The organism is Brevibacterium sp. R8603A2 (genome assembly GCF_023072605.1).
Lineage (GTDB): Bacteria > Actinomycetota > Actinomycetes > Actinomycetales > Brevibacteriaceae > Brevibacterium > Brevibacterium pityocampae.
Window position 1 is genome coordinate 1 of the sequence record NZ_JALLGN010000041.1, and the last position, 873, is coordinate 873.

Below are 873 nucleotides of genomic sequence, written 5' to 3' on the forward strand. Positions count from 1 at the left end.
TTCCATGCTCGACTACCAGACCCCTGCCGAGATCGAGGCCACACATTTCGCCGAGAACCAGACCATCGGCAACGCAGCCTGAATACAGAACAACCGTTCAGCCTCAACTAAACCCGGGATTTGACAGCCCACCACATAGGCGCGGGTAATGCCCTGCTGGCGCAGCCAGCACGCCGTAGCCCACCCGGAAGATACGATCTCCTCGACGGTGGCCCTCACGCCCAGGCGGCCCAGACGGTGGACGACGTCTTTGCGGGACGGGCGGGGATCGTTGGTCACGAACCGGACCACCCGGCCCCGACTCCGCAGGCTGGCCAAGGCTTCGGTCACGCCGGAAAGCAAGGTGTCTCCGACGTAAACCACGCCGTCAAGATCAAGCAGAAAAACATCGAACTGGTCAACGAGCACAACAACCTCCGAGGTCAAGGGACAGTCAGCGCGCATGCTGGCGCTGAGCCATCCCCCTCGGGCATTTTGTGCCAATAGGTGCCCTCCCGCCTGTTCGGCGGAAGCTGCAGCGCTCGGTCACAGACCCCCAGCCGGCTGGGGCGGAACCCTAGCTGCCTTCTCCCGGCTCGCCCACAATCCTAACCGACCCGACACGAAGTAGCTGAGCGGTGGAAGTCCCCCCGCGGGCGTGCGAGAGTCGCGGGAACGTACCCCGCTCATTGACGTTCGTAGGTTCCGGATGTCGCGCGTCAGACTTAGTGGCAGGGCCGTTATGTAGGTCCTGAAGGAGAGTCAGACATGGGTAGACCACCCTCGATTCCGGCGGAGAAGAAGACCCGGATAGTGCTGAGCGTGCTGGCCGGCGAGATGTCCATCGCCGAAGCGGCACGCAAGGAGAAAGTCAGTGAGCAGTCCATCGGACGG

The 873-nt window shown here is 62.9% G+C and carries 1 protein-coding gene; it reads right to left on the reverse strand.

Annotated elements, in window-relative coordinates:
- Positions 1-12: 12 nt before the first annotated feature.
- Positions 13-408 (reverse strand): hypothetical protein, encoded by a 396-nt coding sequence (locus MTQ12_RS14795; protein WP_247619224.1) that lies wholly within the window; start codon positions 406-408, stop codon positions 13-15.
- Positions 409-873 lie beyond the last annotated feature (465 nt).